Annotated in this window: 20 protein-coding genes and 8 pseudogenes; 21 read left to right on the forward strand and 7 right to left on the reverse strand. The window is 60.9% G+C overall.

Going from position 1 to position 26318, the window contains the following annotated elements; genetic code table 11:
• Positions 1-9: 9 nt before the first annotated feature.
• From YA0848_RS05965 to YA0848_RS06025, 13 genes are all read left to right on the forward strand, one after another.
• Complete coding sequence (locus YA0848_RS05965; RefSeq protein WP_024718124.1) at positions 10-411, forward strand: TIGR03750 family conjugal transfer protein; 402 nt, start codon at positions 10-12, stop codon at positions 409-411.
• Positions 408-1100: a PFL_4703 family integrating conjugative element protein gene (locus tag YA0848_RS05970; protein ID WP_039594010.1), complete on the forward strand. Its 693-nt coding sequence runs from the start codon at positions 408-410 to the stop codon at positions 1098-1100. The genes YA0848_RS05965 and YA0848_RS05970 overlap by 4 nt, the downstream gene beginning before the upstream one ends.
• The gene (locus tag YA0848_RS05975) at positions 1097-2005 is read left to right on the forward strand and encodes a TIGR03749 family integrating conjugative element protein (RefSeq protein WP_039594009.1); all 909 of its coding nucleotides are present in this window, start codon (positions 1097-1099) and stop codon (positions 2003-2005) included. Before YA0848_RS05970 ends, YA0848_RS05975 begins: the two co-directional genes overlap by 4 nt.
• Positions 1995-3431, forward strand: a complete 1437-nt coding sequence (locus YA0848_RS05980; RefSeq protein WP_039594008.1) for a TIGR03752 family integrating conjugative element protein — start codon at positions 1995-1997, stop codon at positions 3429-3431. The genes YA0848_RS05975 and YA0848_RS05980 overlap by 11 nt, the downstream gene beginning before the upstream one ends.
• Complete coding sequence (locus YA0848_RS05985; RefSeq protein WP_039594007.1) at positions 3412-3846, forward strand: TIGR03751 family conjugal transfer lipoprotein; 435 nt, start codon at positions 3412-3414, stop codon at positions 3844-3846. The genes YA0848_RS05980 and YA0848_RS05985 overlap by 20 nt, the downstream gene beginning before the upstream one ends.
• Positions 3846-6710 carry a conjugative transfer ATPase gene (locus YA0848_RS05990; RefSeq protein ID WP_039594006.1) on the forward strand — a complete coding sequence of 955 codons (2865 nt, stop codon included), beginning with the start codon at positions 3846-3848 and terminating at the stop codon, positions 6708-6710. The genes YA0848_RS05985 and YA0848_RS05990 overlap by 1 nt, the downstream gene beginning before the upstream one ends.
• Positions 6711-6726: 16 nt before the next feature.
• Positions 6727-7476 carry a DsbA family protein gene (locus tag YA0848_RS05995; protein WP_024718130.1) on the forward strand — a complete coding sequence of 250 codons (750 nt, stop codon included), beginning with the start codon at positions 6727-6729 and terminating at the stop codon, positions 7474-7476.
• Positions 7477-7650: 174 nt separating this feature from the next.
• Positions 7651-8148 (forward strand): RadC family protein, encoded by a 498-nt coding sequence (gene radC / locus YA0848_RS06000; protein WP_039594005.1) that lies wholly within the window; start codon positions 7651-7653, stop codon positions 8146-8148.
• Between the two features lie 194 nt (positions 8149-8342).
• Positions 8343-8762, forward strand: a complete 420-nt coding sequence (locus YA0848_RS06005; RefSeq protein WP_024718139.1) for a TIGR03757 family integrating conjugative element protein — start codon at positions 8343-8345, stop codon at positions 8760-8762.
• Positions 8759-9694 carry a TIGR03756 family integrating conjugative element protein gene (locus tag YA0848_RS06010; RefSeq protein WP_024718140.1) on the forward strand — a complete coding sequence of 312 codons (936 nt, stop codon included), beginning with the start codon at positions 8759-8761 and terminating at the stop codon, positions 9692-9694. The genes YA0848_RS06005 and YA0848_RS06010 overlap by 4 nt, the downstream gene beginning before the upstream one ends.
• Positions 9695-9704: 10 nt before the next feature.
• Positions 9705-11093 carry an integrating conjugative element protein gene (locus YA0848_RS06015; protein WP_024718141.1) on the forward strand — a complete coding sequence of 463 codons (1389 nt, stop codon included), beginning with the start codon at positions 9705-9707 and terminating at the stop codon, positions 11091-11093.
• Positions 11090-11440 carry a hypothetical protein gene (locus YA0848_RS06020; protein WP_024718142.1) on the forward strand — a complete coding sequence of 117 codons (351 nt, stop codon included), beginning with the start codon at positions 11090-11092 and terminating at the stop codon, positions 11438-11440. Before YA0848_RS06015 ends, YA0848_RS06020 begins: the two co-directional genes overlap by 4 nt.
• Positions 11441-11455: 15 nt before the next feature.
• Complete coding sequence (locus YA0848_RS06025) at positions 11456-12973, forward strand: conjugal transfer protein TraG N-terminal domain-containing protein (RefSeq protein ID WP_039594004.1); 1518 nt, start codon at positions 11456-11458, stop codon at positions 12971-12973.
• Positions 12974-12990: 17 nt separating this feature from the next.
• On the opposite strand, the gene YA0848_RS06030 is transcribed toward YA0848_RS06025, so the two are convergent.
• From YA0848_RS06030 to YA0848_RS06040, 3 genes are read right to left on the reverse strand one after another with little or no spacing between them, the layout of a single operon-like run.
• Positions 12991-13356 (reverse strand): DUF3742 family protein, encoded by a 366-nt coding sequence (locus YA0848_RS06030; RefSeq protein WP_039594003.1) that lies wholly within the window; start codon positions 13354-13356, stop codon positions 12991-12993.
• Between the two features lie 23 nt (positions 13357-13379).
• Positions 13380-13838 (reverse strand): type II toxin-antitoxin system YhaV family toxin, encoded by a 459-nt coding sequence (locus YA0848_RS06035; RefSeq protein ID WP_039594002.1) that lies wholly within the window; start codon positions 13836-13838, stop codon positions 13380-13382.
• The gene (locus YA0848_RS06040) at positions 13838-14158 is read right to left on the reverse strand and encodes a type II toxin-antitoxin system PrlF family antitoxin (RefSeq protein WP_039594001.1); all 321 of its coding nucleotides are present in this window, start codon (positions 14156-14158) and stop codon (positions 13838-13840) included. Before YA0848_RS06040 ends, YA0848_RS06035 begins: the two co-directional genes overlap by 1 nt.
• Positions 14159-14449: 291 nt before the next feature.
• Here YA0848_RS06040 and mobH point away from each other — a divergent pair, with 291 nt between their 5' ends.
• Together mobH and YA0848_RS35900 are read left to right on the forward strand one after the other, a co-directional pair.
• Complete coding sequence (gene mobH, locus YA0848_RS06045) at positions 14450-16345, forward strand: MobH family relaxase (protein WP_046510175.1); 1896 nt, start codon at positions 14450-14452, stop codon at positions 16343-16345.
• Between the two features lie 32 nt (positions 16346-16377).
• Positions 16378-16739 (forward strand): annotated as a pseudogene (locus YA0848_RS35900) (transposase); the annotation flags it as partial.
• A 6-nt stretch (positions 16740-16745) separates the two neighbouring features.
• On the opposite strand, the pseudogene YA0848_RS06050 reads toward YA0848_RS35900, so the two are convergent.
• The 3 pseudogenes from YA0848_RS06050 to YA0848_RS06060 all read right to left on the reverse strand — a co-directional run.
• Positions 16746-17773, reverse strand: a pseudogene (locus YA0848_RS06050) (IS5 family transposase).
• 53 nt (positions 17774-17826) lie between these two features.
• Positions 17827-18065 (reverse strand): annotated as a pseudogene (locus YA0848_RS06055) (IS110 family transposase); the annotation flags it as partial.
• An 82-nt stretch (positions 18066-18147) separates the two neighbouring features.
• A pseudogene (locus YA0848_RS06060) lies at positions 18148-18360 on the reverse strand (Tn3 family transposase); the annotation flags it as partial.
• On the opposite strand from YA0848_RS06060, the pseudogene YA0848_RS36605 reads away from it, so the two are divergent.
• The 6 genes and pseudogenes from YA0848_RS36605 to YA0848_RS06090 all read left to right on the forward strand — a co-directional run.
• A pseudogene (locus YA0848_RS36605) lies at positions 18347-18448 on the forward strand (Tn3 family transposase); the annotation flags it as partial. The pseudogenes YA0848_RS06060 and YA0848_RS36605 overlap by 14 nt on opposite strands.
• A 141-nt stretch (positions 18449-18589) precedes the next feature.
• Positions 18590-18882: pseudogene (locus YA0848_RS06070) on the forward strand (IS30 family transposase); the annotation flags it as partial.
• Between the two features lie 145 nt (positions 18883-19027).
• Entirely contained in the window at positions 19028-20647 is a 1620-nt protein-coding gene (locus YA0848_RS06075) for an acyl-CoA synthetase (protein WP_039593999.1), read from the forward strand.
• 100 nt (positions 20648-20747) lie between these two features.
• Positions 20748-22108 (forward strand): annotated as a pseudogene (locus tag YA0848_RS06080) (xanthine/uracil/vitamin C permease).
• 59 nt (positions 22109-22167) lie between these two features.
• On the forward strand, positions 22168-23940 hold the full coding sequence (locus YA0848_RS06085) for an acyl-CoA dehydrogenase C-terminal domain-containing protein (RefSeq protein ID WP_039593998.1): 1773 nt from the start codon (positions 22168-22170) through the stop codon (positions 23938-23940).
• Between the two features lie 239 nt (positions 23941-24179).
• Positions 24180-24404, forward strand: a pseudogene (locus tag YA0848_RS06090) (transposase); the annotation flags it as partial.
• Between the two features lie 334 nt (positions 24405-24738).
• Here YA0848_RS06090 and ltrA read toward each other — a convergent pair.
• Positions 24739-26007 (reverse strand): group II intron reverse transcriptase/maturase, encoded by a 1269-nt coding sequence (ltrA, locus tag YA0848_RS06095; protein ID WP_198712386.1) that lies wholly within the window; start codon positions 26005-26007, stop codon positions 24739-24741.
• Positions 26008-26318 lie beyond the last annotated feature (311 nt).

A 26318-nucleotide genomic window follows, 5' to 3' on the forward strand; every position in this document is an offset into this window, starting at 1 on the left:
AGTCATGCCATGAGCACGCATCAGGACATTCGGCCTGACGGGACGGTGGTGTTTCTTCCACACCGTCTCAACCGTCACCCCGTGGTCGTCCGCGGCCTTACCGCGGATGAGCTGTGGATCTGCGCCGGGCTATCGGCAGCAGGCAGCCTGGTGGTTGGCGTGCCGCTGGCCTTTGTATTTTCGACGATCGCCATCGTGCCCACGGCCATCATGCTGGGCATCGCTGCCGGGGTGTTGGCAGGTGGAGGCATGCTGCGTCGCCAGAAACGTGGCAGACCCGATACCTGGCTGTATCGCCAACTGCAGTGGCGTATTGCACAGCGTCATCCAGCCTTAGCGTCTTTTGTGGGCGCGCACGCGTTAGTGATCCGATCGGGTTACTGGAGCACGCGCAGGAGCAAGGCAGCGTGAGCCGGTTCAAGAACGAAATCACTCACCTCCAGTCGCACATCAAGACCTTGCGGCTGGGGCTTGGTGCACTACTTGTTATCGCCTTGGTGATGGGCGGCGGCTGGTGGAGCGCACCGCGTGACCTGACCGTGCACGTCCCGCCCGACCTGCGCTCCGGCAGTACCCGGAAATGGTGGGAAGTGCCACCCGAAAGCGTCTACGCCTTCTCGTTCTACATCTGGCAGCAACTCCAGCGTTGGCCCACCAACGGTGACGAAGACTATGCGCGCAACATTCATGTACTTGCGCCCTACTTCACCCCTGCCTGCCAAACCTTTCTGCGCAATGACTATGAATACCGTCGTACGGCAGGTGAGTTACGCCAGCGGGTAAGAGGCATTTATGAAATTCCGGGGCGTGGCTACGGCGAGAACCCGGCCCAGCGAGTGAAAGTCGTCTCCGACCGCGATTGGATCGTCACGCTTGATGTGACGGCGGATGAGTACTACGGCGCCGAGCAGGTCAAACGAGCGCTGGTTCGTTACCCGCTCAAGGTCGTACGGGTGGACGTCGACCCCGAGCGCAACCCTTTCGGCCTGGCCCTGGACTGCTACAGCGGCGCGCCGCAACGCATCATCACCCCCGCCCCCGTCACACCTGCCAGCACAACGCCGGGCGGGCTGGGTGGCGCTATGGGAGAGACGCCATGAAACACCTGCTCTGTGCCTTCAGCCTGCTGCTCACCGTTGTGCTGTCGCCGACAGTCCACGCCGTGGAGATCCTGCGCTGGGAGCGCCTGCCCCTGGCGGTTTCCCTGGTCGTGGATCAGGAGCGGATCGTGTTCATCGACCGCAACGTCCGCGTGGGGGTGCCTACCACGCTCGCCGGCCGCCTGCGGGTACAAAGTGCCGGTGGTGCACTCTATCTGCGCGCCAGTGAGCCCATCGAACCAACACGCCTGCAACTGCAGGATGCTGACAACGGGACACTGATCCTGCTGGACATCGTTGCCGAGCCCGCTCAAGCAGGTCGGGCAGCGATGGAGCCGGTGCGTATTGTTGAGGCTGAGGGCCCGGCTCAACGCTACGGCGAGGCGCAGACATCCCAGGCTTCTGATGGCAGCGCCGAGACGACCAGCCCGCCTCGCGCCGCTCATGAAACACCCGTGCCCGTGGTACTGACCCGCTACGCCGCGCAGAACCTGTACGCCCCGCTGCGCACGGTCGAGTCCGTTCCTGGCGTGACGCGCGTGAACCTGCGCCGCCATCTGCCCCTAGACGCGCTGCTGCCCACCCTGCCCGTTCAGGCCAGAGCCATCGCCGCCTGGCGGCTGGATGATCTGCGGGTGACCGCCGTCAGGTTGGTCAACAGGTCGACCCGCTGGCTCGCCCTCGATCCGCGCGAACTGCTGGGTGATTTCACGACCGCAACGTTTCAGCATTCAAGCCTGGGGCCTGCCGGTACATCGGAAGACACCTCGGTGGTTTACCTGGTGACCCGGGGGCATGGCGTGGCCGAATCTCTGCTGCCGAGAGTGAGCCCGATCAATGCGGCGCTGAATCTGCCGTCCCCCTCAACGCCTGCCCCGAAGGACGGAGTTCGTCATGAAAGGTAACGGTCTGCTGAAGTGGCTGATGGTGCCCATGGCGCTCTTGCTGGTGTTCGTCGGGATCAAGCTGTTTTCCGGCGGTAACGCCCAACCGGTCAATGACGGCACTCCCCGGCTGACATCGCAAGAGGCAAAGGCATTGGGTATCGAAGGCGATACGCCTCGCGACACCGTGGCGACGCTGGTAGGTCAGGTCAAGCAACTGCGTACCGAATTGCAGGGTGCGATGGCGGACAACAAAACGCAGAAGTCTGAAAACGAGCGGTTGCGTCAGCGTGAAGGCTCAATTGACCGGCGCATCCAAAGTGCGCTGGAGACTGAGCGCAACCAGTTGCGCAACGACCGTGAACAGGTCTCCGGCGAGCGGCAGCAAGCTCAGGGCTTGCTGCAAGACCTGCAGCGCCAAATCGAAGGGCTGTCCAGTCAACGTGGCGATGCCGACCTTCCCATCGGGCTGGGCCTGAAACCCGGGGACGGCGATGGACTCGGCAGTGACGGTATTCACTGGATTGAACCGGACGATGCCAGACGCGATGACAAAAGTAGCGCCTCCGGCAAGCGCGACAGCTTCAGCTTCCCCACCCGTTTCGGGCCCGCGCAGAAAACGCTGGAAGCGACCCGGGAGACCGTCGTGGAAGCTGGCAGCAAGGCGGCGAGTGTGTCCACCGCAACGCCGGTTTACACCGTACCAACCAACGCCACGCTGATGGGCTCGATTGCGATGACTGCGTTGATCGGGCGCGTGCCGGTGGACGGTACGGTGAATGACCCCTACCCGTTCAAGATCCTCATTGGTCCCGACAACCTCACCGCCAACGGCATCGACCTCCCCGAGGTGTCCGGCGCGGTGGTCAGCGGTACCGCATCAGGCGACTGGACGCTGTCCTGCGTGCGCGGCCAGGTCCGCAGTGTGACGTTCGTGTTCCATGACGGCACCATCCGCACCGTGCCCGAAGAGGGCGAGCGCAGTGGCAACTGGCAGCAGGACAACAGGGGCAGCAACGCTACCCAGGAGGGCCTGGGCTGGATCAGCGATCCCTATGGCATCCCGTGCGTTTCAGGTGAACGCCGCAGCAACGCCCAGCAGTACCTCGGCAGTCAGGCGCTGATTACTGCGGCGGGTGCCGGGGCCGCATCGCTGATCAAATCGGACAATGACAGCTTCGCCGTGGTGGCCAACAACAACGGTTCGATGGGCACCGTGGGTATAACCGGCAACGAAGCGGTGGGCCGCATCCTCGCGGGCGGTGTGCAGGACATGTCGCAGTGGGTGAACAAGCTCTACGGGCAGGCCTTCGCAGCCGTCTACGTCAAGCCCGGCGCCCAGGTCGCCGTCCATCTTGAACAACCCCTCACCATCGACTACGCCCCCAAAGGTCGTCGCGTCGATCACCGTTTAGGAGGAGCTACCCATGCGCAGGATCTGGATTAACGGCCTAACGGTCCTCATGCTGGCCGTGGCCTTGGCCGGCTGCTTGACCAGCAAGGAAAAGATGCTGCCGCATGACGGCAACACCATGCTCGATATCTGGAACGAGGAGACCGGCGGTGCCGCGCGTGGCGGGCAGAGTGCCCAGCAGTTGCTGGACGCCCGGCAGTCGCTGCGCCGGTCACTCAGGCAAGACGATGTGAACGCGGCGCCGACTGTCAACGCAAGCTATACCCGCACCGCACAGAACGAGATCTACCGGCAGTTTCACCGCCTGCCCAATCCAGACCTTGTGATGTACGTCTTTCCCCATCTGGCAGGCACTGATCCCGCTCCCGTTCCCGGGTACACGACCGTCTTTCCCCTGTACCAGCGGGTCCAGTACGCCATGCCCGGTGAACGGGTCGAGAACTACTGATGCGCTGGCCATTTTCCCGCGTACCTGAGGCGGCTGAGGCAGACAGGCCAACGCCGGATGCCTGGGAGTGCCATGTTGCCGAACTGCAGACTCACGGCATTCCGGCGCCGGGCGAGCCCGGTGCCGCGCCGCGGCGTCCTGCAACACAGGCCGACGAGCAGGCGCTTTATGACGTCGCGCCCTCATTCGCTGATCTGTTGCCCTGGGTCGAATACCTGCCCGATTCAAAATGCATGCTGCTCGAAGACGGCGTCTCCGTCGCGGCATTTTTTGAATTGATGCCCGTCGGTACGGAGGGACGTGAGGCAGCTTGGCTTGCCCAGGCGCGCGCCGCCCTGGAAAACGCGCTACAGGACAGTTTCGATGAACTGGATGAATCGCCCTGGGTGATGCAGTTCTACGCTCAGGACGAGACCGACTGGAACCCGTACCTTGCCTCCCTGCGCAGTTATCTCCAGCCACGGGCACAGGGCAGCGCCTTCAGCGAGTTCTACCTGCGCTTTTTCGGTCACCATCTGCGGGCCGTTGCCAAACAGGGTGGCCTGTTCGAGGACCGCACAGTCACCAAGCTACCCTGGCGCGGCCAAACGCGCCGCGTCCGCCTGGTGGTGTATCGGCGTGCTGGGAGTGCGCCCGCCCGACGCGGGCAATCCCCCGAGCAGGCATTGAATGTCATTTGCGACCGGCTGGTCGGTGGATTGTCCAATGCGGGCATACGCGCCCGTCGCCTGCAGGCGGCAGATATTCATGCCTGGCTGGTGCTCTGGTTCAACCCTCGGCCGACAATGCTCGGCCCCACGTTAGAAGACCGCGAACGCTTCTACCGCCTCACGTGCTATCCGACGGAGTCCGAGCCCGGCGAGCTGGAACTGGCCAGTGGTACGGATTTCGCGCAGCGCCTGTTTTTCGGCCAGCCCCGCTCTGACGTCGAAAACGGCCTGTGGTACTTCGACGACCTGCCCCACCGGACCGTTGTTGTCGACCGGTTGCGCACGCCGCCCAACACCGGGCACATCACCGGTGAAACCCGCAAGGGCGGTGATGCGATCAATGCCCTGATGGATCAAATGCCCGAAGACACGGTGATGTGCCTGACGATGGTCGTCACGCCGCAGGACATTCTTGAGGCGCACCTGAATCACCTGGCGAAAAAGGCGGTTGGTGAAACCCTGGCCTCGGAACAGGCATTGAAGGACGTCCAGCAGGCGCGCGGCCTGATTGGCAGTGCACACAAACTGTATCGCGCCTCGCTGGCGTTCTACCTGCGGGGTCAGGACGTGGCAGACCTCGATACCCGCGGTCTGCAACTGGGCAACGTCCTGCTCAACGCAGGCCTGCAACCGGTACGCGAAGAAGATGAAGTCGCGCCGCTCAACAGCTATCTGCGCTGGTTGCCCTGTGTCTATGACCCGGGCAAAGACAAACGTCAGTGGTACACGCAGCTGATATTCGCGCAGCATGTAGCCAACCTGGCACCGACCTGGGGGCGCAGTGCCGGCACCGGCCGCCCCGGGATCACCTTCTTCAACCGTGGCGGCGGCACCATCACCTTTGATCCGTTGAACCGACTCGACCGCCAGATGAATGCACACCTGTTCCTGTTCGGCCCCACCGGTTCAGGCAAGTCGGCCACGCTCAACAACATCCTCAACCAGATCACCGCCATCTACCGGCCACGGCTGTTCATCGTGGAAGCCGGTAACAGCTTTGGCCTCTACGGTGAGTTCGCCGCGCACCTGGGGCTGACGGTGCATCGCGTCAGGCTTTCGCCCGGTGCAGGCGTGAGCCTTGCGCCCTTCGCCGACGCCTGGCGCCTGGTCGACACGCCCAGCCAGGTCCAGACACTCGATGCCGACGCGCTCGATGAAGAATCCGCCGAGGGCGATGCCAGTGCTGACGAGCAACGTGATGTGCTGGGTGAACTGGAGATCACCGCACGATTGATGATCACCGGCGGGGAGGACAAAGAGGAAGCCAGGATGACCCGCGCCGATCGCAGCCTGATCCGCCAGTGCATCCTCGAAGCTGCCCATCGCTGCATGGCAGAAACACGCATGGTACTGACCCGTGATGTACGCAATGCGCTGCGCGAACGCGGTCGTGATTCGACGTTGCCCGAGACACGTCGTACCCGTCTGCTGGAAATGGCCGATGCGATGGACATGTTTTGCCAGGGCGTCGATGGCGAGATGTTCGACAGGCCGGGTACGCCCTGGCCAGAGGCCGATATCACGGTTGTCGACCTGGCGACGTTCGCGCGCGAGGGCTACAACGCGCAGCTGTCGATTGCCTACATTTCGCTGATCAACACCGTCAACAACATCGCCGAGCGCGACCAGTTCCTCGGCCGCCCGATCATCAATGTCACCGATGAAGGCCACATCATCACCAAGAACCCGCTGCTCGCGCCCTATGTGGTCAAGATCACCAAGATGTGGCGCAAACTGGGCGCCTGGTACTGGCTGGCAACGCAGAACCTAGACGACCTGCCGAAAGCCGCCGAACCCATGCTCAACATGATCGAGTGGTGGATTTGCCTGAGTATGCCCCCGGACGAGGTGGAGAAGATTGCCCGGTTTCGTGAACTGAACGCCTCGCAGAAGGCCCTGATGCTGTCCGCACGCAAGGAAGCCGGAAAATTCACGGAGGGGGTGATTTTGTCAAAATCAATGGAGTTGCTGTTCCGTGCGGTACCCCCCAGCCTGTACCTGGCGCTGGCAATGACGGAACCCGAAGAGAAAGCCGAACGTTTTCAGTTGATGCAGCAGCACGGCATCAGTGAACTGGAAGCCGCGCTACGCGTTGCCGACCAGATCGACCGGGCGCGGGGCATCGAGCCGCTGCGCTACGACCTGTTTGATTGACGTCGAGGATTCCGCCATGCCTTCGCCCACTTTCCTCCTCTACCGTCGGTGGCCGTGCGGAGTCTGGCTGCTGGGTTGGGTGATTGCTGGCCTGCTCGTGCTCTGGCTTTGGTCGTGGGCCGACGAGTCGCATGAGTCAACCCACGCGTCGGACGCCACCGCTGCCCAGCACCCGGCCGGCCCACCTTGGCGCTATGGACGCATGAATGCGCGCTTCACCATTGTCGAATACGCCGACCTCGAATGCCCCTACTGCAAGGCCTATGATCCCATCCTGCGGCATTGGATCGACCAGCACCCGGAGGTGAATCTGCAATGGCACCACCTACCGCTAGCCATGCACGAGCCGGCAGCGACTCGACAGGCGCGTCTGGCCGAATGCATCGGCGAGTCCCAGGGCCATGATGCGTTCTGGCAAGCCATCACCTGGATCTACCAGCACACCCGCAGCGACGGCCAGGGCCTGCCGCCCGACACCGAGTACCACGGCCAGGACCCAACCGTGCAAGCCTGCCTCGCCAGTGAGCGGCCCGACACCATCATCCAGGGGCAGGCCAACGAAGCACGCCATGGCGGCGTGAGCGCCACCCCGACCCTGCGTCTGATCGACCACCACAGCGGCCAGTCACTGACCCTGGCCGGCCCGGCCGAAGGCGACGCGTTGCTGTCGGCATTGGACCTACTGGTGTCCAACGGTACAGCGCCAAACGCAGCACAAATTCATCACCAAATGCCTGCCGACGTTGTCGGCGACATGCCCAGATAGCCCGCGGTCTTCAAGGCTATGGCGCGGTTTCGACCGCGTTGACTGCACGCCAGTTCGCCACGCATCCCCCGAGCGAACGGTCATCCGTGCAAACGGTGGCGGATGCCTATCGTCATTGTCTCCGGAGGGTCCGCCCTCCAGGGACGGCTGCCTCCAATTCCTAAGGAGGTTCCCATGTCCACATCCCTCGCCATGATCAGTGGTCATGCTTCACTCAATCGCATCGCGACACCGGACGACGACCAAATCATCGAACAGGCATTGCTCATCCTTGAGCAGCGAGTATTCAAGCGTGGCCCCTCGCTGCAAAGCCCGGAGGATGTGCGCAATTTCCTGCAGCTGAAAATCGCAGCACAGCCGCATGAAGTCTTTGGCGCCGTGTTTCTCGATGCGAAGCATCAGGTGTTGGCCTACGAGCCCTTGTTCCAAGGCACCATCGACAGCGCCAGCGTCTATCCACGGGTGGTGCTCAAGCGTTGTCTGGACCATAACGCCGCCGCTCTGGTGCTCTGCCACAATCATCCTTCCGGCTGCACTGAACCCAGTACGGCGGACGAAACGTTGACCCAGCGATTGAAGGAGATATTGGGACAGGTCGATATCCGTCTGCTGGATCACTTCATCATCGGGAAAGGCGATCCTTATTCGTTCGCCGAACACGGATTGATCTGATCCTCTTCGCGCCAGCTTGCTGACGCTCCAACACCCCATCGGAAGCGATGCTTTCGATGGGGCATCTGCTGTCCACGAAATACCGCGATTCATAGGTGCATGGAAACCGGGCACCTCCCATTTCTGATTGTTTGTTGTCGCGTTAAGCGCGATGCGTTGCACTACCGAGGTCATGAACCACCGGATGCTGCGCCATGTTGTGTTCTCTTTCCCCCGGCCCGAACAGGTGCCTGGCCTTGGCCATTGCGCTGTGTGCCTCTGCGGCTAGTGCAATGGATATCTGGGTCATCACCGACCGCCAACATCCCGTGCAAGGTACACCTGACCGACTGATCGAGCTGGATGCACCCGCGCGTATTGAAACCGAACTGTCGACCGATCTTCCACGTGATGTCCAGCAAGCGTCACTCTTGGTACAGCAGCGCCTCAAGCACGGCGGCCCCGCGCTGGAGCAGCGTCTGGCCAGGACCTACCAGGACGTGACCGATGCCTGGAGCTTGGGCATTACCTCTCTCCCCGCCATCGTCGTGGATCAACGCTACGTAGTTTATGGCGAGCCGGGCGTCGCCAAGGCGATCGCACGCATCGAGGCCTACCGAAGGACTCAACCATGAAGTGCGCCCGTCTTCGGCGTACCGGCATCGCCACCATTTTGTTGACTGCCGCCTCGTCATCGTTCGCGCTCAACACCGCGACCATCGTGTCTTCCACTTTGTCCCCATCGTGCCTGGAATACCGAGTGGTAGGGATCTGCTATTGGCTGTTCTGTACGCCGTTCGGCTGCTCGGTGCGGACGTCCACCAAGGTGCGCCACTACATTCCGGATGCCGTGGTTTCGAATTACTCCAACACCGGTGAGAACCCGTGGATCGAAGTGCGGGCCATGAGCGCCCCCAACGTGACGGCCCAGGCAGGCGGCGACGGCACGACGAACCATGACAATGAAAGCAACATGGCGAAGTTCAAGAACGCCGACGTGATCGGCCATCCCGGCGGCCATGTGTTCGGCCAATTTGCCAGCACCTCAGGTTACGCCTGCAAAGGTGCCGGCACTGCGTTTATGCCGTACCTGCTGAGCACGCTCGACACCGTGGCCTGGCGCTACAACGTGCCCGAAGCCGTGTACCCAGAGGCCCTGATTCCGGGCATGCGCGAGATCGGCACACGCAGCACGTTCAACCTGTGGGGCGCCATCTATCCGCGCGGCGGATTTCTGCATCAGGTCGACGATTACAAGGCCGGCGCCGTGGTCGCCCAACGCGCCGGGGACATCGTCACCCGGCGGGGGCAATTGCATGTCTATCAGCCATTGCTCGCGAACTCGCAGCCCGGTTACTGGCCGGCCGGAGCGCTGGAGGAAAGCAATGCCTCGACCGGCAAGTGGCAGGAGCTGACGCCGCGTCTTTCCAACCGCTGCATGGTGTTCCCCCACAGCGAACCGCTGGCCCAGGCCCAGCAAGGTGATTATGCCTGGGCGCTTTGGCGCCCATACAGCTGTTGCGAACGCCGCGGGCAGACGTTCCTCGGCAGTACAGACTTCAACTGAGGGGAAAACAATGAAGCGTCCTGTCACCCTCTTCCATTTGCCGTTGCGGTGGCAGATAACCCTTCTGGCCAGCGCGCTGGTGCTGGTCAGCAATCTGGTATCGGCCCAACCCAACGGTTTCCAGAACAGCGGCAGCGTGATTGGCGACGACCTCATGTATTCGATTGGTGGCGGCAGCGCGGTGTCCATGAGCCGCGCGGCCGGCATGCATGCTCTCGGTGTGGGCGCGGGCTGGAACAGCAACCTGATGTGCGGTGACATGAACATCAGCACCACCATCCAGAATCAGCTCAACGGCCTCACCAATGGCTTTCAGAACATCATGAGCAGCGTGATCCAGAACGCGACGAGCGCGGTCGCATCGTTGCCGGCGCTGATCATTCAGCGGGCAGACCCCGGCCTCTACAACCTGTTGACCAACGGTATTCTTCAGGCCAGGCTCGATTTCGATCGTTCCAAACTGACCTGCCGCGCGATGGCCGAGAAGATGGCCGACACGGCAGGCGGACAGATGAGCTGGAGCCAGCTCGCCGAGGGGATGGCGTTGCGCCAGGCGGTTGCGAGCACTGACGCGGTGTCAGCCATCGAACAGGCTGAGACCAGCCGGGGCAAGGATGGCGTGCCGTGGGTGGGCGGCGGCAATGCTGGCGGTGCCGGCCAGCCGTCGATCAAAGTGATCCGCGATGTAACGCGTGCCGGCTACAACCTGGTCAATGGCCGCAGTGCAACCGACCCAACATCCATCGACCCGACGAGCTGTAATAGCCTGGCCTGCCAGACCTGGTCGTCGCCGCAAGCGGCCACCGACTGGGCCACACGCGTGCTCGGCGAACAGGAGCAGCGCACCTGCGCGATCTGCACCAAGACCCAGACCGTGCCAGGCGTCGGGTTGACGCCGCTGATTCAGGAAGAGTACGAGGCCAAGCTGGAAACGCTGCAGGAATTGATCAGCGGCGCCCGCCATACCACCGCTGAGAACTTGCGTGCAGCCGGCAGTACATCCTTGCCGGTTACCCGCGGCGTTATCGAAGCGCTGCGCGATGAACCCGACCAGGACATCCTGGCCAGACGTCTGGCCTCGGAGGTCGCGTTGTCCTCCGTATTGGAGAAGGCTCTGCTGCTGCAACGTACGCTGCTGACCGGCAAGAAAGAACCCAATGTCGCGGCCAACCAGTTGGCCGTCGATGCGGTCAATCATGAAAGCGACACGCTCGACCGCGAAATCCTCAACCTCAAAACCGAATTGGAGATCAGACGCGAGCTGGCAAACAACTCGCCGATGACGATCATTCAGCGCCATGGCACACGCGCGTCAGGCTCGCGTGGTATCTACGAGGGCGACCCGGTGCCGGATCGCCTCAACCAGTTACAGCGCTCCCATCCAGGAGGCACGCCATGAACGCAGCATCGCTACGCCCGCGCTGGCCCCTCAACAGCCGTGTCGCCAGGGCATTGCTATGGACGCTGCTGCTCGTTGCGCTGGCAGTGGCGGCCAACATCGCTGGCCTCTATCTGGTCGGCAGCATTGCCGGCTGGGAACGCTGGCTGACGAACGCGGCTGGCTACTTCCTGCTGTGGCGGTTCTGCCTCTACGGGGCGACTGTCTATGGCTGGGTGTGGATGCGCCGTCGGTTGCTGGCACGCGAATCTGATGCCTCGACACAGCGCCGGCTGCTACGTACCGAGATCGCCGGCGTCATCGCGATCATCGCACTGGAGGCCAGCCTGCTGATGCAGGCGGTCTAGCGGGAGACCTGGAACATGACGCTTTTCACGACCGACTACTTGGAGTATTACCTGACGCTGGTTGCCTGGATCGTCCACAACGGCATCTGGTCGGTGCTGGTCTCCAGCGGCGTGTTCGCCATTCCCTTTATAGCCATTATTATCCAGGAATGGCTCAAAGCACGTACTGAAGGGGCCGATGAAGGCAATAAGGGCGTACTGTCCTCGATGCGCATAGAGAACCGCATCTGGGTGGCCATCGTCGTGCTGATGTTCGCCGGCATCCCGTTTATCGATATTGACCTCGGCACGATCAAGTACGACCAGGCGCGATCGGCACAGTGCCAGGTTAATATTCCGCAACCTACGGATACCGGCTGGTCGCAGTCATTCAGCACGCTCAACAACCAGAGTGCCAAGGTGCCGGTGTGGTGGGCCTTCATGCATGCGCTCTCCCGCGCGGTGACAGGGGCCTCGGTGGCAGCGATCCCGTGCGGAACAGATCTGCGGCAAATGAGGATGGAGATCAACGCCACGCGCATTGCCGACCCTGTCCTCGCGCAGGACGTGGCGGACTTTACCCACGACTGCTATGGACCCGCCAGGGCGAAATTGTTCATGAGTCGACCGGAACTGGATGAAGCACAGGTGCATGACGTGACCTGGATCGGCTCCAGTTACTTCGTCAACACCAACGGTTTCTACGACACATACCATGCCAAGACACCCCGTGATGGCTGGCCCTACGATAGCAACCGAGACGCCGGGCTCGCACAGGTGCCGAGCGGCGCGGGTTATCCAACATGTCATCAGTGGTGGAGCGATGGCAGTAACGGGTTGCGCACACGGCTATTGGCCCAAGTCGACCCCAGCCTGCTCAACCGAATGGCCGGATGGGCCGGATTCTTGAGTCGTGCCGAAGTGGATGACTCGGTGATCCGTGCGATCGCCTCCCCGCGCCAACAGAAGCTCAATCAGGGAACGGTTTACACCGACTATGGTGGCCAGATCGACAAGACCCTGCCGAACATCGTTACCCGCACGGCGGGCGACGTAGGTCTTGCGGTGGGAGCCGTTCCTGCATTTCCGGCGATGGACGTGGTGCGCCAGGCCCTGCCAATGGTGTTGTCGCTGCTGAAGATGGCCTTGGTGATCTTCATCCCGCTGGTGCTGTTGATGGGCACCTACGACCTGAAGACGGTGGTCACCGTCAGCATGGTCCAGTTCGCGCTGTTCTTCGTCGACTTCTGGTTCAAGCTCGCTCGCTGGATCGACAGCACCATCCTCGACGCGCTCTACGGCTCGGGCTGGGGTTGGAACCGGCCCGTCACTAATTTCGATCCGGTGATGGGGTTGAACAACGCCTTTGGCGATCTGTTGCTGAACTTCGTCATGGGGACGATGTTCATTGTGTTGCCCGGATTCTGGGTAGGAGCATTAAGCTGGGCTGGTGTACGCGCTGGAAATCTTGTCCAGATAATGACGATGGGAACGGATGGGGCAAAAACCGCTGGTTCTAAGGGACCGGGGACGATTTCGAGCCCCCTGAAATAAAGAGCGAGTCCGGCGTATCAATCGTCCTCGTTAGGATCGCCAATATCGATGCGAACGTCGCCACGATACAAACCGAATCCGCTAGCACCTGTGCGCCACTCGGTCTCCTGCTCAACATCCCAATCGATATTGCGGGCCACCCCAGCTGCGGCCACGCCGAACACCAGCAGCAGAGCCAGCCAGAAAACGGTATAGAGCAGCACAGCCAGTACCGCGAGCTTGACGCCCCAGATCAATCCAGCCGCCGCTGGCGTAGGCACGTCTTGCGCAGCCAACCAGCCCGATACGCGCCGCTCTCTGCGTACATAAGCACGCCATCCGCGGCCGAGCCAGCGGCCGAAGCGTTCTGCATTGCTGATGCGAGTTCTTGTACTCATAGTCATCACCTGCTACGCGCCTTGAACAATTACTCCAGTTTGCTCCAATCCCGCCGGCTGGCTGTCACCAACGCGTCCCAGTCGTCTGGCGGATTTCCACGGCCCAGCATCTTCTCAAACACCGCATACGGATCGGACTTACTCCCCGAGGACCGCAGCGTTTGCTCATCGTTGACCCAAGCGTAGACAATCACTTTCGCCCTCGAGTCGTAACGGAAGAACAGCCGAAATCGTCTCCCAATCTTGGCCCTTCGCCAGTGGCGGTATTCCGGCCCCAGTGTATTTCCTTGACGGTACTCATCGCGCGCCGGCTCACCGGGAACGATTTCAAGCACCAGTTGGCTCAGGGCTCGGAACAGCTTGACGTTGGCATTGGATGCAACTCCTATCGGGTCATTCTGCTCCGCGCGCTGCGCGGCGACATACAGTTTCTGCATCTGCTCGATCACACAGTCGTGGAAGAGTAGCGTCCATCCATGCCGCTGCATCAGAGCGCAACTTCGCCGTCAATCTCGTTGGTCAGATTCACGTCATGCCCAACCTGCATCAGCATGGCGTGAGCCAGTTCGTCCGGCAACCCGCGAACATGCCGGCCAGCCTCGATATCGCGAGCCAACAGACTCAGAAACGCGCCGATGGCCGGATCTTCGTGCTCGGCATTCGCGCGGGTGACGACAATTTGCCCATCCTCGCCCAGATCGAACGCTACCTTGCCGCCGGTATCGACGCCCAACGCCTGACGGATCGGCTTGGGCAGCGTGATCTGGCCCTTCGATGTGAGCGTGGCTAGTTCATGAATGGCTGGCATGGCGTGGCGTGCTCCTTGGATGACAGTTGTTCCGATTGTAAGGAATATTCCTTTCCTCGTCAAGACAGATTGGCGAGATCTTCAGACGCCGGTAGGCGGATCGCGCTTACCTAAAAAAAAGGACTGACCCCGTGTCGGATAGCTTGTAGAGCGATTCCCCGAGCCGAGCTACATGTAAAGGCTTCGATAAAGGTCAAAGGCTGGAAAGGGTCAATGGAATGGGGGCAAGGGGAAAGGCTCTACCCGTAAAAGGAAAAGGCTTACCCATCCACCGCAACTTCAGGTGACATCATGTTCGCGCTGTTCCAACGACAACGCTCGGCGTCGGCACCGATGGCGCCCACGGAAGCGGCTGTAAAAGGTAAGGGGCTGACGCGGCCGGAGTCGGCCGCATCGCTGCTGGCCACCCCACGCCGGCAGAAGTTGCTGGAACACATATGGCAACGTACTTCGCTCTCACGCAAGCAGTTCAGGTCCCTGTATCTCGCACCACTGGAACGTTACGCCGAGCTGGTCCAGCAGTTCCCCGCGTCGGAAAGCCATCACCATGCCTATCCAGGCGGCATGCTCGACCACGGGCTGGAAATCGTCGCTTATGCACTGAAGCTGCGGCAGTCACATTTACTTCCTGCCGGCACGACGCCCGAGGACCAAGTAGCACAAGCCGAAGCCTGGACAGCCGCCATTGCCTACGCAGCGCTCCTGCACGACATTGGCAAGATCGCCGTCGACCTTCATGTGGAATATGCCGACGGCAACACCTGGCACCCCTGGCACGGACCATTGTTGCATCCGTACCGCTTCCGCTATCGCAAGGAGCGTGAGTACCGGCTGCACAGTGCCGCAACCGGACTACTCTACAACCGCCTGCTTGATGGTCACATCCTGGACTGGCTCAGCGACTATCCCGCTCTGTGGTCGTCGTTACTGTATGTGCTGGCAGGCCGATATGAACATGCCGGCGTGCTCGGTGAGCTCGTCACCCAAGCTGACCGTGCGTCGGTCGCTCAGGAGTTGGGGGGCGATCCGGCCAGGGCGATGGCGGCGCCGAAACATGCACTGCAACGCAAACTGCTGGAAGGCCTGCGCTTCCTGCTCAAGGAGGAGCTGAGGTTGAACCAGCCACAGGCCTCGGACGGCTGGCTGACACAGGACGCCTTATGGCTCGTCAGCAAGACCGTCTCAGACAAGCTGCGCGCGCATCTGCTTTCGCAAGGCATCGAAGGCATCCCATCGAGTAACACCGCAGTATTCAACGTTCTGCAAGATCACGGAATGCTTCAGCCAACAGCCGATGACAAGGCCATCTGGAAGGCAGTAATCACGAGTGAGAGTGGTTGGTCGCACACGTTCACCTTGCTGCGGCTGGCCCCCGCCCTGATCTGGGAAAGCGCAGAGCGCCCACCCCCATTCAGTGGCATTGTAGAGGTGGTACAGGAAGAGGCGGCGCAGGAAGAAGTTGCTTCAGCAACGTCCGGCCGCAGCACATCGCCCAGTGGCGAGGAAGTTACGGTAACCGCGACCGGAACACCTTCATCCGCACCAGTCACACCAGCCGCAACCGCAGCCCCTGCGGATGGCCTGGACGATCTACTAGCATTGTTCAGCACACCAAATACCGCGCCAATTCTGTCGCCACCACCGGACGCCCCCTCTGAACAAGAGCCAACTCAAGAAAAAATTGATGTGCCTGCTACGTCATCGGCACCTGCCTCACAGGAACGAGGCTCACAACCCCCACCGTCAGGCGATCACTTCATGGTCTGGCTGCGCCAGCACATTGAGAACCGAAAGCTGATCATCAATGATGCGAAGGCTCTGGTGCATACCGTGGCCGATACCGTGTACCTGGTGAGTCCTGGGCTGTTTCAACGTTACGCACAGGAACACCCACAGTCAGCCGTCTTCGCCAAAGAAGACAAGGTGGCGGATTGGCAGTGGGTGCAGAAGCGCTTTGAGAAGCTGGAGATACACCGAAAGCAGGATAACGGCCTGAACATCTGGTCCTGTGAAGTCACCGGACCGCGCAAATCACGTAGGCTGCATGGTTACCTTCTAAATGACCCTCTGCGGCTGTTCAATGACGTTCCTTTGAACAACCCCTATCTCACAGTCTGCCGACAACAAACTGCAGCACACGGAAACGATATGAAAGACGCTCGCGTAAAACTATCCATCCCATGGTGATAGGGTCTGTTAACGTTTCGAAGCAGCGCTGTCGTCAGCATAGTGCTGGTTCGGAGGCCAGTGAACACTCTGGAGCCATTGGCAAAAGCCGTGTAGGCAATACAAGCAAAATCCACTTGGCAGTCAATGCGCATGGCTTGCCTGTGGCGCTCGAAATCACTGGAAACGACATCAACGACTGCACGGCCGCCTCGAGCCGACCGCACAGCTACCGTCTGCCGAGGTGATCGCGGTGGATAAGGGCTATTACAGTGAGCGAATTCGCGAGCAACTCGAGGCTCAGGACGCTTGTTCGGTGCTCCCGAGAAAGCGCAACTCGATCAAGGGCAACGCTGATCTGGACAGGGGGCTCTATCGATACCGGCACTTGGGCGAAAATGTCTTTGCACGCCTAACAAAATTATGTCGTGAGCCGGCGCGCAAGCATCCGTGCCTCCGCAAGCCAGACCCAGGCCTCGCTCACAGCAAACAGGCGATCATGGTACATGATCAGTCGTCGAGCCCTTTCATTCCAAGCGTGAGTGCGCTCCACTACCCATCGCTTGGGCATCACCACGAAGCCGGTTTTAGGCGGTGCAACCGTGAATAGGTCGCCTTGCTGCGAGCACCATTGCCCTGCCCTTCTATTGTTTGGTCCGCGCACTACTTGAACATCGACAGCATGGGTTTGATTCATGCGTTGAGCCCATTTCCCCGCGTATGCACTATCAACGAACAGTGTATTCAAGGACGGGTATTTCTCCTTTGAGTAAGCCACGGCGTCATCCGCTGCGTCGCGATCCTGCACACTGGCTGCGCTGATACTCACCGCCAGCAACAGCCCCAGCGTATCCACGATCAGGCTTCGCTTGCGCCCCTTCACTTTCTTGCCAGCGTCGAAGCCACTGTCCCCTCCCTGGGGAGAACTGCGGGTCGATTGCGAATCCAGGATAGCCGCTGACCGCGAACCATCGCGATCGTCCCTATCCCGCCATTGCGCGCGTAAGCGATCATGCATTTGCTCGAATTTACCCTGCAGACTCCACCGGCGGAAGGTCTTGTAGACATGTCCCAGGGAGGGAATTCGCGCGGCAGCATCCGCCAGGAGCACCCTGAGCTTCAAACAAATCGGCGACTAACGCCCATTCAGCATCAGTCAGGCAGCTGGGATATCGCTGCTCCGGCAACTGGCGTCTGTGCGTTTCGTTGTAGCCATAGGATTTGCGAGGTTCGGCTGAAACAAAGCTGCCCTGGCACGCTGCTTCGCGCGTGTAATTCCAGCCAGCTTCAAAGCTTTTGCAAATGTATCGGGATGAGCAGTGATGCCTGTTGCGGCGCGGAAGCATGCGCTAGTTCAGCCTGGCTGGAAAAAGGATGAGCGTGCGCAAGCTTGACTAGCAGCGGGTACTGCTCTGCAGCAATAGCGGGAGGGCGTCCGGTTCGAGGCATGACTTCATGGTGATCCAAGCAGAGGGAGCAGTGAGTTTAGTTTATTTTGTCTACACCCTCTTAGGGGCTATCAACTTAACAGTATGTCCGTGCTGGCGAATACCCTTGCCCAATGATGAGCGCCTGAGCAAGCCTCCATACCAATCAAGCACGGGGGCAACTGGGGGATCAATGGCACCAGTTGGTCTCGCGCAACCTTCGGTTTCACCAAGGTTGCTCTACCAGCCTCGTCGACGCCATGAACGGCGAATACGGCCTTGGCTAGATCGATTCCCACCGTAATAATTGGCATGGGCTTCCCTCCTGTTTTTTTGATGCAGGTTTGAAACTTCATCATGGCATCTGGATGCCGATTCGCGAATATCGCCGCGGCCTCAGGACGGGAAAGTCCCTTTCATTCGCGCTAAGGTTTTTCTGGGCAGCCGTAGCGGCCGGAACTTTTCTTCCTCCAGCCTGCGGTTTTGCCGCCAAACGTAATCGCCGGTCAGGTTGATGTGTTCCCAGCCCAACGGCGACAGGTATTGCAGCAGCTCACCGTCCACCGGCTTGCCCGTGTTGCCGGTAGCTTGGGTGGTACACCCCAAGTACGGTAGCGAGCCGGGACGGCTTTTGTACACCCACATATCCGACCAGTACGCACCGTTCAGCACTCGGGTGGTGACAGCTCGGCCAAGGGCCGCCGAATAGGTTTGGCGCGGATGTGCCAGGCTTGCAGCTAGGACGACTTGGCGTAGGTCAGGCCGGGACTGGACTAACCAGCGGAGAAATTACGAAAGCGTAGTAGCCATGGTCTGCGCCTTCCTTGACTGCCCATGTGAAATGGCGCGGCACGCCGAGATCACCCAGAGAACCGGTGTGGCGATCTACTTCTGCGTCCCGCACAGCCCCTGGCAGCGCGGCAGCAACGAAAACATCAACGGCCTGATTCGCAGTACCTGCCCAAGGGCACGGATCTGTCGGTACACAGCCAGGGCTTGAATGTCATTGCGCTACAATTGAACATGCGCCCGCGAAAACGCTTCGACTTTAAATGCCCGATAGAAGTCATGGGCGAGGTGATGCAAGAAGCCATGGCTATGCGGTATGATGCTCCGACTTCACTTCAATAACCGTGTTGCACTCAGCCCCTGCAATCGCTCCTTGGTACAACTTCCATACAGAAATGACCTATAAATCATCTCCAGAAGCATTCGGTAATGCCTGCATCATTACCGGAATAACCAGAGCTAACAATCAGCCAAAGGTGTATCCGCCATGTCGATCTACGAGCAGGGCCTCGGCCGCGCCGCCGTCAACCATGTTGCCCTCAGCCCCCTGAGCTTCATCGAACGCACTGCGGCGATATACCCACACTACCCGGCAGTGGTGCATGGCTCGATTCGGCGTAACTGGGCCGAAACCTACGCGCGCTGCCGGCGCCTGGCCGCGGCGCTGGCCGGTCGTGGCATCGGCAAGGGCGATACGGTGGCGGTGATGTTGCCGAACATCCCGGCGATGCTCGAAGTGCATTTCGGTGTGCCGATGATCGGTGCGGTGCTCAACACCCTTAACGTGCGTCTGGATGCCGAGGCCATCGCCTTCATGCTGCAGCATGGCGAGGCCAAGGTGGTGATCGCCGACCGCGAGTTCTATGACGTGATCCACGCCGCCATCGGCATGCTCGACCACCCGCCGCTGGTAATCGATGTCGACGATCCGGAGTACGGCGAAGGCCAGGCGGTCAGCGATCTGGACTACGAGGCCTTCCTTGCCAAGGGTGACCCCGAATTCGCCTGGCAGTGGCCGGCGGACGAGTGGCAGGCCATCAGCCTCAACTACACCTCCGGCACCACCGGCAATCCCAAGGGCGTGGTCTATCACCACCGTGGCGCCTTCCTCAACGCCATGGGCAACCAGATGACCTGGGCCATGGGCAACCACCCGGTCTATCTGTGGACCCTGCCGATGTTCCACTGCAATGGCTGGTGCTACCCCTGGACCATCACCGCCCTGGCCGGCGTGCATGTGTTCCTGCGCCGCGTCGACCCGGCGAAGACTCTCACCCTGATCCGCGACGAGCAGGTCACTCACCTGTGCGGCGCGCCCATCGTGCTCAATGCCCTGGTCAACATGCCGGCCGAAGCCAAGGCCGCCATTGATCATCCGGTCAAGGCCATGGTGGCTGGCGCCGCACCGCCGGCCAAGGTGATCGGTGCGGTGGAAGAGATGGGCATCACCGTGACCCACGTCTATGGTCTCACAGAAGTCTACGGCCCGGTCACGCTGTGCGCCTGGCACGCCGAATGGGATGAACTGCCGCTGGAGGAGCGCGCCACCATCAAGGCGCGCCAGGGCGTGCGCTACCCGACCCTGGAGGGGGTGATGGTCGCCTACCCGAAAACCCTGGAGCCGGTGCCGCGTGATGGCCAGACCATCGGCGAGATCTTCATGCGCGGCAACACCGTGATGAAGGGTTACCTGAAGAATCCCAGCGCCACCGCCGAGGCCTTCGAGGGCGGCTGGTTCCACACCGGCGACCTGGGCGTGTGCCATGCCGACGGCTACGTGGAAATCCGCGACCGCCTCAAGGACATCATCATCTCCGGCGGCGAGAACATCTCCACCATCGAGGTCGAGGGCGTGCTCTATCGCCACCCTGCGGTGCTGGAGGCGGCCGTGGTCGCCCGTCCGGACGAAAAATGGGGCGAGACGCCCTGCGCCTTCATCACCCTGAAGACCGGCCAGCAGGTCAGCGACAGCGAGATCATGACCTTCTGCCGCGAACACCTGGCCGGCTTCAAGGTGCCCAAGACCGTGGTCTTCACCCAGTTGCCGAAGACCAGCACCGGCAAGATCCAGAAGTTCGTCCTGCGCGACATGGCCAAGGCGCTGTAAAAGCGGCCCTTTCCCCCGGCCCCTCTCCCGTTGGGAGAGGGGTGAATGAACCGTTTTCAAAACAACAAGAACCGGCCCTGGCGGCCGATGGAGAGCCCTCATGCAAATTTTCAAGCGCCGTGACGGCGACGAACAACCTTACTGGCCCTTCGGCCCGTTCAAGGTGCGTCTACCCTTCGTGCATTACCGCTGGGAAACCGCCGAGATGCTGCAGGCGCGGATCATGTTCGTGGTCAGCCTGGCGATGATCCCGTTGCTGGAGAAATACCTCGGCCTGCCCTATGACGTGGCCCTGGCCTACGTGGTGGTGTGCGGCATCGGTTTCATGCTACCGGCGCTGCTCGGCGTGCCCTTCGTACCCGGCTGGATCACCCCCGGCATCCCGGTGGTGCTGCTGTTTCTCGGCAATTTCGAACCGGGCTGGAGGCCATCCAGGCGCTGTTCGCCCTGCAGCTCCTGGTGTTCGTGATCTTCCTCGTCCTCGGCGTCACCCGCCTGGGCAGCGCCCTGGTGCGGCTGATCCCCAACTCGATGAAGGGCGGCATCATCATCGGTGCCGGCATCGCCGCGCTGATGGGCGAGATCAGCGCCGGTGGCCGCCTGGCCAACATGCCGCTCTCCCTGGTCCTTGGCAGCCTGATCTGCCTGTACCTGATGTTCTCGGTGTCGTTCAAAAGCCTGACCGAGCGCGTGCCGATGGCGCGCAAGATCGTCAACTACGGCATGGTGCCGGGCATGCTGATCGCCACTTTCATCGGCATCGGCGTGGGCGAGTACAAGATGCAGGACGTGAAGCGGGGCATCACCGCACCGGCCTTCGGCGAGATGTGGAATTACCTGCCGTTCAACGTCGGCTTCCCCGGCCTCGACGTGTTCATGCTGGCCGTGCCCACGGCGGTGATCGCCTTCGGCCACATCATCGTCGGCCAGTCGCTGATGCAGCGCGCCGATGAACTGCGCACCGACGAGGTGATCGAGAACAACGTCGACCGCGCGCATTTGGTGACCGCCATCCGCAACGCCCTGCATGCCTTCTTCGCGCCCTACCGGGGCCTGGCCGGCCCGCTGTGGACGGCAGTGGCGGCGACCATGGCCGAGCGCTACAAGTACGGCCGCAAGGCGATAGACTCGATCTACAGCGGTGCCGGCACCTTCTGGATCACCGGTTTCGCCGCGCTGTTCATGCTGCCGCTGGTCAGTTTCTTCCAGCCGGTACTGCCGATCGCCCTGTCGCTGACGTTCATCCTCACCGGCTACATCTGCCTGATGGTCGGCTTCGAGCAGTTGAACAACAACACCGAGCGCGGCATCGCCGGCACCATGGGTGTGGTGCTCGCCGTCTACGGGGCGGGCTGGGGCCTTGCTGCGGGAGCCGCACTGTACATTCTGGTCGAACGCCCCCATCTGCTTAAATTCACCAGCATCAAGGACAAACCGAACGAAGCGGCCGAGGCCGACTGAGTTCTTTCGTACACCCAGCGCCGCGCCTGTCGCGGCGCCTCCGCTGTCGAGGTTGCACCATGCCCGAATTCAACGCCCCGCTGCGCGACATGCGCTTCGTTCTCCATGAAGTCTTCCAAGCGCCGAGTCTGTGGGCACGCCTGCCGGCCCTGGCGGACATCGTCGAGGCCGACACCGCCTACGCCATCCTCGAAGAAGCGGCCAAGGTCACCGGCAGTCTGATCGCCCCGCTCAACCGCAGCGGTGACGAGGAAGGCGCGCAATGGGAAGGCGGCGACGTGCGCACCCCGGCCGGCTTTCGCGAGGCCTACGCGACCTACACCGAAGGCGGCTGGGTCGGCCTGTCCGGTAACCCGCAGTACGGCGGCATGGGCATGCCCAAGATGCTCGCCGTGGCCTTCGAGGAAATGCTTTACGCCGCCGGCTCCAGCTTCGCGCTGTATTCGGCGCTGAGTTCCGGCGCCTGCCTGGCCATCGACGCCCATGCCAGCGAGGAGTTGAAGTCCACTTACCTGCCGCCGATGTACAAGGGCCGCTGGGCCGGCTCCATGTGCCTGACCGAGGCCCATGCCGGCACCGATCTGGGCATCATCCGCACCCGCGCCGAGCTACAGGCCGATGGCAGCTACACGATCACCGGCAGCAAAATCTTCATCACCGGCGGCGAGCAGGACCTGACCGAGAACATCATCCACCTGGTGCTGGCCAAGCTGCCGGATGCACCGGCCGGGCCGAAGGGCATCTCGCTGTTTCTGGTGCCCAAGGTGATGGTCAATGGCGATGGCAGCCTCGGCGCGCGCAACGCGGTGAGTTGCGGCTCCATCGAGCACAAGATGGGCATCAAGGCCTCGGCCACCTGCGTGATGAACTTCGACGGTGCCACCGGCTACCTGATCGGCGAGGTCAACAAGGGGCTGGCGGCGATGTTCACCATGATGAACTACGAGCGTTTGTCCATCGGTATCCAAGGCATCGGCTGCGCCGAGGCGTCCTATCAGTCGGCCGTCAGCTACGCCCGCGAGCGTATCCAGAGCCGTGCAGCCACTGGCCCGGTCAACCACGACAAAGTCGCCGACCCGATCATCGTCCACGCCGACGTGCGTCGCATGCTGCTGACCATGAAGGCGCTGAACGAAGGTGGTCGTGCTTTCGCCTGCTACGTCGGCCAGCAGCTCGACCTGGCCAAGTACGCCGAGGACGCCAGCGAGCGGCAGAACGCCGAGGCGCTGGCCGCCCTGCTGACCCCGGTAGCCAAGGCCTTTTTCACCGATACCGGGCTGGAAAGTTGCGTGCACGGCCAGCAGGTGTTCGGTGGCCACGGTTATATCCGCGAGTGGGGCCAGGAGCAACTGGTGCGCGACGTGCGCATCGCGCAGATCTACGAAGGCACCAACGGCATTCAGGCACTCGACCTGCTCGGGCGCAAGGTGGTGGCCGACGGCGGCGCCGCGCTGCGCCTGTTCGCTGGCGAAGTGCGCGATTTCGCCCATGCCCATGAATCGCCGTTCGGCGAGCGTCTGGTGGAAGCGCTGGAGCGCCTGGAGGCGGTCAGCCGCTGGCTGCTGGAGCAGGCCAAGGCCGACTCGAACTCGGTTGGCGCCGCCTCGGTGGAATACCTGCACCTGTTCGGCTACGTCGCCTACGCCTACATGTGGGCACGCATGGCGGCCGTGGCGCAAAGCAAACAGCACGAAGACGACGCCTTCTACAGCGCCAAGCTGGCTACCGCCGAGTTCTTCTTCGTCCGCCTGCTGCCGCGCACCCTGAGCCTGGAGACGAGCGTTCGTGGCGGCAGCTCGTCGCTATACGGGCTGACCGCCGAGCAGTTCTAAACGGGCGGGTGCAACCCACTACCGCCGAGCAGGTGTGCTGCACCCGCCCTACAGGGACCCATGAACAGGCTCGGTTTTGCGGTACCCACCGAGCATGAAGAACAAGTCGTAACCGCCTGGTTTGCCAGACATGCAGTCACCAAACCAGTGAACGAGCCCCCTGAAAGACAGGACACCGTTTCTCCCTACGATAAGGGATAGGCAAACGGTTATGTTTATGACTACGACAGAGTGGTGAACTACTCGGCCAGGAGCGGCGACGACGCTGGAGCCCGGAGCAAAAGCTGGCGATGGTCCGCGAGAGCCTTGAGCCAGGACAAAGCGTTTCGGTGGTAGCCCGGCGCAACGGCGTCAATGCCAATCAATTGTTCCACTGGCGCAAGCTTTACCAATACGGCAGTTTGTCGGCGGTCAGTGCCGGTGAAGCCGTGGTGCCTGCGTCCGAACTGAGTGATACGCTCAAATAGATCCGTAAGCTACAGCGGATGCTAGCTGCTTGAGCAAAACAGGATCGTCAGGAAGAGTTTCGGGCATGCAAATCATGCCGTGGATTATACCGGCTCAGGTCACAAAACGCGGCGTCAAAACCTGATGCGGGCGGTTGCGCCACAGGTCGAAACCATCCAACAGCCAGTTCAATTCCTGAACCGTCAGCACAATGGCTTAGTCTTGATCATCGGGCGATGTTTTGAACCGCTCGGCATCCAGTCGTTTGAGCCACAGGCAGAAGCCGTTGGGCTGGTGAGTAGGCCGGAGGAGTTTCACCTCCAGCCTCTCGCAGAACCGTACGTGAGCCTCTCAACTCATACGGCTCCCGTTGCCCAGTCGTACATCATTTCCATAGACTTGCCAGTGCACGAACAACGATGGACACGCTTTCTTCATACGATTGAGCCAATCAACACTGCGGCGCTTGTGCCCCGCTAATGGTTTGTATTTCTGACGAGCCCAGCGCTGCAGTTTCAGATCAAAATGATTGAACACCTTGCGCATTACCGTCTTGTAGAAAGTGCCATAGTAGTTCCACCACCCACGCAGGGTCGCGTTGTACTGTTTTGACAGATCCAGAAGGCTGGCCGGTGTTTGCCGCTGGATATTCCAGCAGCGAGTCTGCTGTCGCATTTTCTTCAGTGCTTCGTCACTGGCCGCAGGCAGGAAGCTGGTAAACCGGCGTCCATTGTTGCCCCACGCCTCTCGTGGTCGAAAGGTAAATCCCAGAAACGTGAACTGCGTCGTCGGGTAGATTGCTTTGCGGTTACTGTCCTTGCAGTAGACGATCTTCGATTTATCCGGATGCATGCTGAGCAGGCATTCCTCCAAGCGTGCCTTGATAGCACCCATGACCTCATTCGCCTGCTGCTCGCTGCGACAGTGAACCACCGCATCGTCGGCATAGCGTGCAAAGGGACATCTCGGATAAGTCCTCTGCATCCATGCATCGAACACATAATGCATGAACAGATTCATCAACAATGGGCTGACCACACCGCCTAGGGGTGTGCCACTTTCACGCGGCACACGATGGCCATTTGCAGTCTCGAACGGAGCTTTAAGCCATCGCTCGATATACAAGATGATCCACTCATCCTTAATGTGATGTTTGACCGCTTTGAGCAGTAACTCATGATCAATATGATCAAAAGCTCCCTTGATATCAAACTCCACTACCCAGCTCATATTCCAACAGCGTCTGCGGGTGATCTCTACTGCCTGTTTGGCAGACTTTCCCGGCCGGTACCCGTACGAGTCCTTGTGGAAAAGGCAATCAAGCCCAGGCTCGATGAGCAGCTTGACGACCGTCTGGGCCACTCGATCCGCTACCGTTGGAATACCCAGCTTGCGTTTTCCTCCTGATTGCTTCGGAATTTCCACCTGCCGTACAGGCGGTGGAAAGTAAGAACCGGATGACATCCGGTTCCAGACCTTGTACAGGTTCCGTTGCAGCTTCTGCTCGAACTTGGCAATAGACTGTTCATCTATCCCAGCAGCTCCTCGATTGGCTTTCACACGCTGGTAGGCTTCCCAAACTGTCAGTTTGGAAATGTTGTACGACTTTGCTGTGCTCATACCGCTCCTCCTCGCCATTGCGAGTTGACGGTACAAGTCAGCCGGGCAACGCCATCCCTTCGCTCCGCTCTCATTACAAGAGGTTCATCACTACTACGAATGGCTCCGCCCCTAGACCTTTGCATCGGTATTCTTCCTCACGGTAGTAGCTGCTTGTCATTTCCCTTGGCATCAAAGGCCAGGTTCTCACGTTCCATATCAAAGCCTGTATTGAGCTCATGCCGCCTATACACCGGCTGCCATCTGGACGGTAGGCAGGTAGCCTCCAGACTGATCCCGAGGCTACTGGGCGACCTCGGTTTTGACAGCGC

The sequence above is a fragment of the Pseudomonas sp. S4_EA_1b genome, from assembly GCF_016307435.1.
Lineage (GTDB): Bacteria > Pseudomonadota > Gammaproteobacteria > Pseudomonadales > Pseudomonadaceae > Aquipseudomonas > Aquipseudomonas rhodesiae.